The sequence below is a fragment of the Paracoccus sediminilitoris genome, assembly GCF_003259195.1.
GTDB lineage: Bacteria > Pseudomonadota > Alphaproteobacteria > Rhodobacterales > Rhodobacteraceae > Paracoccus > Paracoccus sediminilitoris.
Genome location: NZ_QJPK01000056.1, coordinates 1 through 5,482 on the forward strand (window position 1 = coordinate 1; position 5,482 = coordinate 5,482).

Here is a 5,482-nt window from a genome sequence, read left to right on the forward strand (position 1 = left end):
TCCGAGTGACCATGGCGAGGGTCCAATGACCAGCGCTGGTTGGGCATGAGGGCCAAGGGCATCGGCACGCGGGCCTCAGATCGACGGTCCAGACCAGCCGCTCACGGTCGCGGGCAGGCTCGCCCTGAATGAGGAAGGCGTCGCCATCGATCTCGATGCGGTCGCCGGGGCGCGGATTCGCCACCTCGGCGACCAGCAGGTCGATACGGGTGGTCTCGGACCAGAGCCGGGCATCCCCGAAGTCGGAGACGACATCCGCGCGCCGGGCGACGGCACGCACCAGCACGGGCGCGCCGCCGTCGGCGATGTAGACCGCGTCCCGGCCGATGTTGGGATCGGCGAAGAGCGCACCGACGGCGGCGGCGAAGGCGCTCATCAGAAGCTCGCGTTCAGGCGCACCCGACCGATGGTGTCGCCCGCGCCGCTGGCCACGGCCTCGACGGCCGTGCCTACAAGCGTGTTGTCGGTCGCGACCGTGGTGCAGCGCTTGTTGGTATCGTCCCAATAGACCTTGGCGCCGACGGTCCAGGCCTGCGAGCCGACCTTGGTGATGTCGAACACGCCCACGAGCGCCGTCTCGACGGGCTCGCCGATGGCGGCGGCGCTAGCCGCGATGCCGAAGATGGAGCCGACGAGCAGGCAATCGCCGGAGGCGACGGCATAGGGCGCGGTCAGGGTGATGGTGTTGCCGGGCTGGACGAAGTTTCTCATGGCCGTGATCCTCGTGGAAAGACGAAAGGCGGTCCGTGAGGACCGCCCGTATTCAGCGTTTAGGATGGGTGCGTTACGCGCCCGGATTTTTGTAGAGGCCGCGCCAGTCGATGGCTTTGGCGCCGAAGTCGAGGCGGCACTTGATCTCAACGCCGTCGACGTCGAAGCCGTTGCGCGTCTCGATATAGGCGCCCTGCTGACCCTCGAGATAGGCGTACTCGATCGTGTCGATCTGGTTCGGGCTGGCCGCCAGATACCAGGCCGTCTCACTGGCGGCGTCGAGCCGGGGCTCGCTGATCGGCGCCAGCGAGCGGATCGACTGCGGCACGACGCTGGACGTCGCGGCGGGCACGAGGTTCTGCGCGACCAGCTGCTCGGCCTTCAGTTCCAGCGAGGCGGGCACGATCAGGAAGGCTGGGCGGACGTTCAGCACCGTCTTCTTGTCGAGGCCGGTCTGCTTGGCCATGGCGGCGCGGGCCGCTCCCACTGCATCGACCGCCAGCGCCGTGCTGGTGCCCGCGAGGTTCTTGTGGGTGGTGTGGAAGAGCGCGTTGCCGTCGGCCATCGCCGGGTTGGCGGTGATGATCCCCCAGACAACGTCCGACTCCAGCTGGGCGATAGAGTTGCCGTACATCGCCGGGATCCGGGTGAAGGCGTCGAGATCGTCGTTGATCAGGGTCTGGCGGGTGATCGCGACCACCCGGCCATAGGTCTTGACCTTGTAGCTCTCCTTGCTCTCACCGAGCGTGCCGCGCTTGAACTCGCCGCTCTCGCCCACCTCCAGCAGTTGCGGGGCTTCGCCGAGCTGGACCCGGTGCATCGCGTTGAAGTCGGTCGCGAGCACCTGGCGGCAGAACAGCATGAACGTGCGGGGATAGCGGCCCCGAACGCCTACGTTCTTCACCGTGCACCAGAAGTCTTTACGACGGGCAACATCGGCGTCAGTTCGGACATCTTCCAGGTCGGCATGACCCTCGCACGGTTGCTTATTCACATGGACCATCTGCGGGCAGTTCGCGCCAGCATCGGCCCGCCGCAGTACGAACAGGACATAGCATCGGGGAAGCTGCTTCAGGCGAAGGACTTCGGGTGCCACATCCCAGCAGCAGTTCGTCGCGTCATCCTGAAGGCTGTCCATCCTGATCCGGTCCAGCGGTACACCAGCGCTCTCGAAATGCGGCGAGCGCTTGAAAAGCTGAACTACCCTGGGCACTGGACGGTCGACACCGCCGGCAGCGAAGTCGGCATATGCAGGACCCACGAGTTCTCGCACTCGATCTCGCCGGTAGCAGGCGGGAAGTTCGACGTGACCTGCAGCAAGCGCAATGTGGTCTCAGGCAATAATCAGCGCGTCACCCAGTTCTGCAAGCGTGGTGTCACCCAGAAGCAGGCGGAAAAGGTCGTCGCGGACTTCAAGCAATTCGTGGTGACCGGAAAATGACATTCATCGCCGCTGAGAAACACTAATCCCAGGTCCCGGCACTTCAGCTGCTAGTCGCACTCGGGTTCACGCCGCTCTCGCAGGAGGAGGCCCTCCGCCTCCGCGGCGGGCGCCTCCGTAACGTCGTGCTGGACGATGTTCTTGCCGAGCAGCTGATGCACATCAACCAATTTACGCATCGCGGCAGAGAGTACGCCTTCGACCTCGAAGATGCACACGAGGCGATGCGGCGGCTGAAACCCACGCCCGACCGTCTGAAGGGACTGCGGGGAACGAACCAGGACATCTACGACACGCTCGCCCTTGGCACGACGATCACGAAGTCCATCGACGGCGACTCGAAGAGCTACTCGTTCCGATACATCGATTGGGAGCGGCCGGAGAACAACGTCTTCCACGTCACTGCCGAGTTCTCGGTCGAGAGGACCGCGTCGAGCCAAACCAAGCGCTGCGATATCGTCGCGTTCGTGAACGGCATCCCGATCCTGGTGATCGAAAACAAGCGGCCGACCCAGAGTCTGAAGAAGGCCGACAGTCAGCTGATCGGCTACCAGAACGAGGACAACATCCCGCAGCTTTTCCACTTCGCCCAGCTGCTGATCGGCATGAACCGGAATGCGGCGCGGTATGCGACGGTCGCAACGAAACCGAAATTTTGGGCCGAGTGGCGCGACGAGGAAGACACCGACGAGGCCATCGCGCCCTTCGCCAATCGCGTGCTCACCGCGCCGGAGAAAGGTGCCATCTTCTCCGGCGACTTCGCGGGCGCGCGCGCCTATTTCGACGCGATGGCCGCCGAGGGCGAGCGCGCGGTCACGGCTCAGGACCGGACGGTGTTCGCGCTTTGCCGCCCCCAGCGGCTGCTCGATCTCATCCGCCGCTTCACCGTGTTCGATGGCGGCGTCCGTAAGGTTGCGCGCCATCAGCAGTTTTTCGGTATCCGGCGCGCGGTGGAAACGGTCAAGCAGTACGATGTCAGCGGCGCCCGCAAGGGCGGCGTGATCTGGCACACGCAGGGCTCGGGCAAGTCGTTGACGATGGTGATGCTGGGGCGATCGCTCGCCTTAGAGCGCAGAATCGAGAACCCGCGGATCATCATTGTCACGGACCGCGATGATCTCGACAAGCAGATCAAAGATACCTTCAAGTCCTGTAATCTCGAGCCGATCCGCGCGACGAGCGGGGCTCACCTTCTGGAGCTCGTCCAAGACAAGGCTCCGCTGGTCACCACGATCATCAACAAGTTCGACACGGCGTTGAAGAACAGCAAGCTGGCGGACGAAGATCCGAATATTTTTGTGCTGGTGGACGAGAGCCACAGGACTCAGACGGGGCGCTACGGCGGCCACAGCCAATTCGCCGCCAAGATGCGCCGCCTCCTTCCAAAGGCCTGCTACCTCGGCTTCGCCATGAGTTCTACGCGCGCCTCAAGGCTTTCAGCCGGTGCCTGCATATATCGCTCTCGTCGGACAAGCTGTTCGATGTCTTCGACGAGGCCAAGGTCGACTCCCTGAAGCGGGACTGGAAGCAGTTCTCCGAGCTCAAACGGTCGGTCCAGCTCCGCTACCAGGAGACGGTCGATGTCCGCGAGTTCGAGCCGAAGATCCAGAAGCTGCTCGATGACCATGTCGTGGCGATGCCTGCCGAGACCATCATCGAGGTGGTGAACATCAACGATCCTGATGCACTGAAGGCGGTCGTCGAGGAGGCGGGCGTCTCAGAAGCCTCGAGGGCGGACCGCATCGCCAGCGCCACCCGGCGGGCAATCACCGAGGAGATGGATGAGGACCCGACGTTCTACAAACAGTTCTCCGAGCGCGAGTACCTGAACAACGTCGTGGACCTCGCGAGCAAGGTGGCACGCAAGGATCGGAGCCGGGATGTTCCCGAAAGCATCCGAGGCGATGAGGATGCACAGGCGTTATTCGGCGTCCTAGAAGGTCAGCTCAAGATCAAGGACGATGAGCTGGTGGCCGGCGACGAAGCAGCATCCATCGCCTTGGAGATCATCGACATCATCAAGTCCCATCTGATCGTCGACATCTGGTCGAACGAAGTGGCCCAGAACAAACTGCGCAATGCCATCGATGACTACTTCTTCGACGTTCTGCGTGACGAGAGGGGCGTCGACCTGCCCGTGCAAGTGCTCGACGATCTCGAACTCAAGATCATGGATCTTGCTCGGGCCCGGTTCGCGGCATGATGCGGGAACTGCACTGCCTGCAGTACGGCGAGCAGGAGATCCGGTACGAGATCGTCCGCCGTCCGAGGAAAACGCTAGAGATCGCCGTCGAGCCGGATGCTTCGGTGGTGATCGCGGCCCTGGAGGACGCGACGCTCGACGCCATAGAAGCCAAGCTGCGGAAGCGCGCGGCATGGGTGACGCGGCAGCAGCGATACTTCGCGCAGTTCCTTCCAAGAACACCGGAGCGCAGATTTGTCGCCTGTGAGACCCATCTCTACCTCAGGCGCCAGTATCGGCTGAAGGTCGTCCCGCATGTCCAGGAATGCGTGAAGCTGATCCGCGGCTTCATCGTTGTGCAGACACACCGGCCGACCAGGCCGGAGGTGACGCGCGAGCTGGTCGAGGCATGGTACCGGGACCGGCACACATCAAGTTTCCGGAGCGGATCGAGCTCTGTCTCGGCCACTTCCCGGATCCGGAGGCATTCAGGCCGAAAGGTCTCATCGTACGCCAGACCCGGCAGCGATGGGGGTCCATGTCGCCGGCCGGACGCCTGCTCCTGAACCGCCGCCTCGTGCAGGCGCCGGTCGACGCCATCGACTACGTGATCACCCACGAGCTCTGCCATGTGGCGGAGCCTCATCACGGTGCTGCCTTCTTCGAGCTGCTCGACAAGGTGAAGCCCGATTGGGAGCGTCGGAAGCAGAGGTTGGAAAGGGCCATGGCCTGAGAACTTCCGAACCCGGTCGCGGCAGACGCAAACGCGACTCCAATCCAAGCAATTTCGGACGCCGGATTTCCTTTCTATCTTACAAGGGCTTATAAGAAATTCACCAAACTGGCGCAGTCATGAGGTTTGGAGAATACTGGCCCTGAGAGACCGCTCCCCGGCCTCCTGGCGCAGGGGCCATTGCTCAGCTCCACCTGCATAACCCTCGAAAACAACGGAAAAATCCTGCCGGAGCCGGATCGGGAGAACGCTTTCGCGAGGGCAAGTGGCGGAGGAGGTGCGCTTCCAACCAGACCGTCTCCCGTGACCCCTGAAGGAGCTACGGAAGGCTAACGTGTCTTACGGATTGCTAGGTGTTTGATCCCACGGTTTGATGGTGTGATCCTTTCGAAGGAATGGAAGGATGCCCTATGGG

7 protein-coding genes and 1 pseudogene are annotated in these 5,482 nt (G+C 63.0%); 5 read left to right on the forward strand and 3 right to left on the reverse strand.

Translation table 11 applies throughout. From position 1 onward, the window contains the following. Positions 1 to 67: 67 nt before the first annotated feature. The 3 genes and pseudogenes from DKT70_RS17330 to DKT70_RS17340 all read right to left on the reverse strand — a co-directional run. Positions 68 to 376, reverse strand: a pseudogene (locus DKT70_RS17330) (head-tail joining protein); the annotation flags it as partial. Beyond that, complete coding sequence (locus DKT70_RS17335; RefSeq protein WP_111560307.1) at positions 376 to 711, reverse strand: DUF2190 family protein; 336 nt, start codon at positions 709 to 711, stop codon at positions 376 to 378. The gene DKT70_RS17335 and the pseudogene DKT70_RS17330, both read right to left, overlap by 1 nt. 73 nt (positions 712 to 784) lie before the next feature. Further along, positions 785 to 1,714, reverse strand: coding sequence for a phage major capsid protein (locus DKT70_RS17340; RefSeq protein ID WP_233490657.1), 930 nt, complete (start codon positions 1,712 to 1,714; stop codon positions 785 to 787). Here DKT70_RS17340 and DKT70_RS17345 point away from each other — a divergent pair. The 5 genes from DKT70_RS17345 to DKT70_RS18700 all read left to right on the forward strand — a co-directional run bounded on the left by DKT70_RS17345 (position 1,706) and on the right by DKT70_RS18700 (position 5,067). Continuing rightward, positions 1,706 to 2,152: a hypothetical protein gene (locus tag DKT70_RS17345; protein WP_111560308.1), complete on the forward strand. Its 447-nt coding sequence runs from the start codon at positions 1,706 to 1,708 to the stop codon at positions 2,150 to 2,152. The genes DKT70_RS17340 and DKT70_RS17345 overlap by 9 nt on opposite strands. A 47-nt stretch (positions 2,153 to 2,199) precedes the next feature. Then, positions 2,200 to 3,666: a type I restriction endonuclease gene (locus DKT70_RS18245; RefSeq protein WP_233490658.1), complete on the forward strand. Its 1,467-nt coding sequence runs from the start codon at positions 2,200 to 2,202 to the stop codon at positions 3,664 to 3,666. Between the two features lie 122 nt (positions 3,667 to 3,788). Next, positions 3,789 to 4,355 carry a hypothetical protein gene (locus DKT70_RS18250; protein ID WP_199559646.1) on the forward strand — a complete coding sequence of 189 codons (567 nt, stop codon included), beginning with the start codon at positions 3,789 to 3,791 and terminating at the stop codon, positions 4,353 to 4,355. Beyond that, complete coding sequence (locus DKT70_RS17355) at positions 4,352 to 4,900, forward strand: M48 family metallopeptidase (protein ID WP_267895667.1); 549 nt, start codon at positions 4,352 to 4,354, stop codon at positions 4,898 to 4,900. Before DKT70_RS18250 ends, DKT70_RS17355 begins: the two co-directional genes overlap by 4 nt. Next, positions 4,873 to 5,067, forward strand: a complete 195-nt coding sequence (locus DKT70_RS18700; protein WP_267895668.1) for a M48 metallopeptidase family protein — start codon at positions 4,873 to 4,875, stop codon at positions 5,065 to 5,067. Before DKT70_RS17355 ends, DKT70_RS18700 begins: the two co-directional genes overlap by 28 nt. The last annotated feature ends 415 nt before the right edge of the window (positions 5,068 to 5,482 follow it).

Excerpts from the sequence above, each read along its gene's own strand:
- DKT70_RS17335 (WP_111560307.1), bottom strand. The coding sequence starts at position 711 with ATGAGAAACTTCGTCCAGCCCGGCAACACCATCACCCTGACCGCGCCC.
- DKT70_RS17345 (WP_111560308.1), top strand. The coding sequence starts at position 1,706 with ATGGACCATCTGCGGGCAGTTCGCGCCAGCATCGGCCCGCCGCAGTAC.
- DKT70_RS17340 (WP_233490657.1), bottom strand. The coding sequence starts at position 1,714 with ATGGTCCATGTGAATAAGCAACCGTGCGAGGGTCATGCCGACCTGGAA.
- DKT70_RS18250 (WP_199559646.1), top strand. The coding sequence starts at position 3,789 with ATGCCTGCCGAGACCATCATCGAGGTGGTGAACATCAACGATCCTGAT.
- DKT70_RS17355 (WP_267895667.1), top strand. The coding sequence starts at position 4,352 with ATGATGCGGGAACTGCACTGCCTGCAGTACGGCGAGCAGGAGATCCGG.
- DKT70_RS18700 (WP_267895668.1), top strand. The coding sequence starts at position 4,873 with ATGTCGCCGGCCGGACGCCTGCTCCTGAACCGCCGCCTCGTGCAGGCG.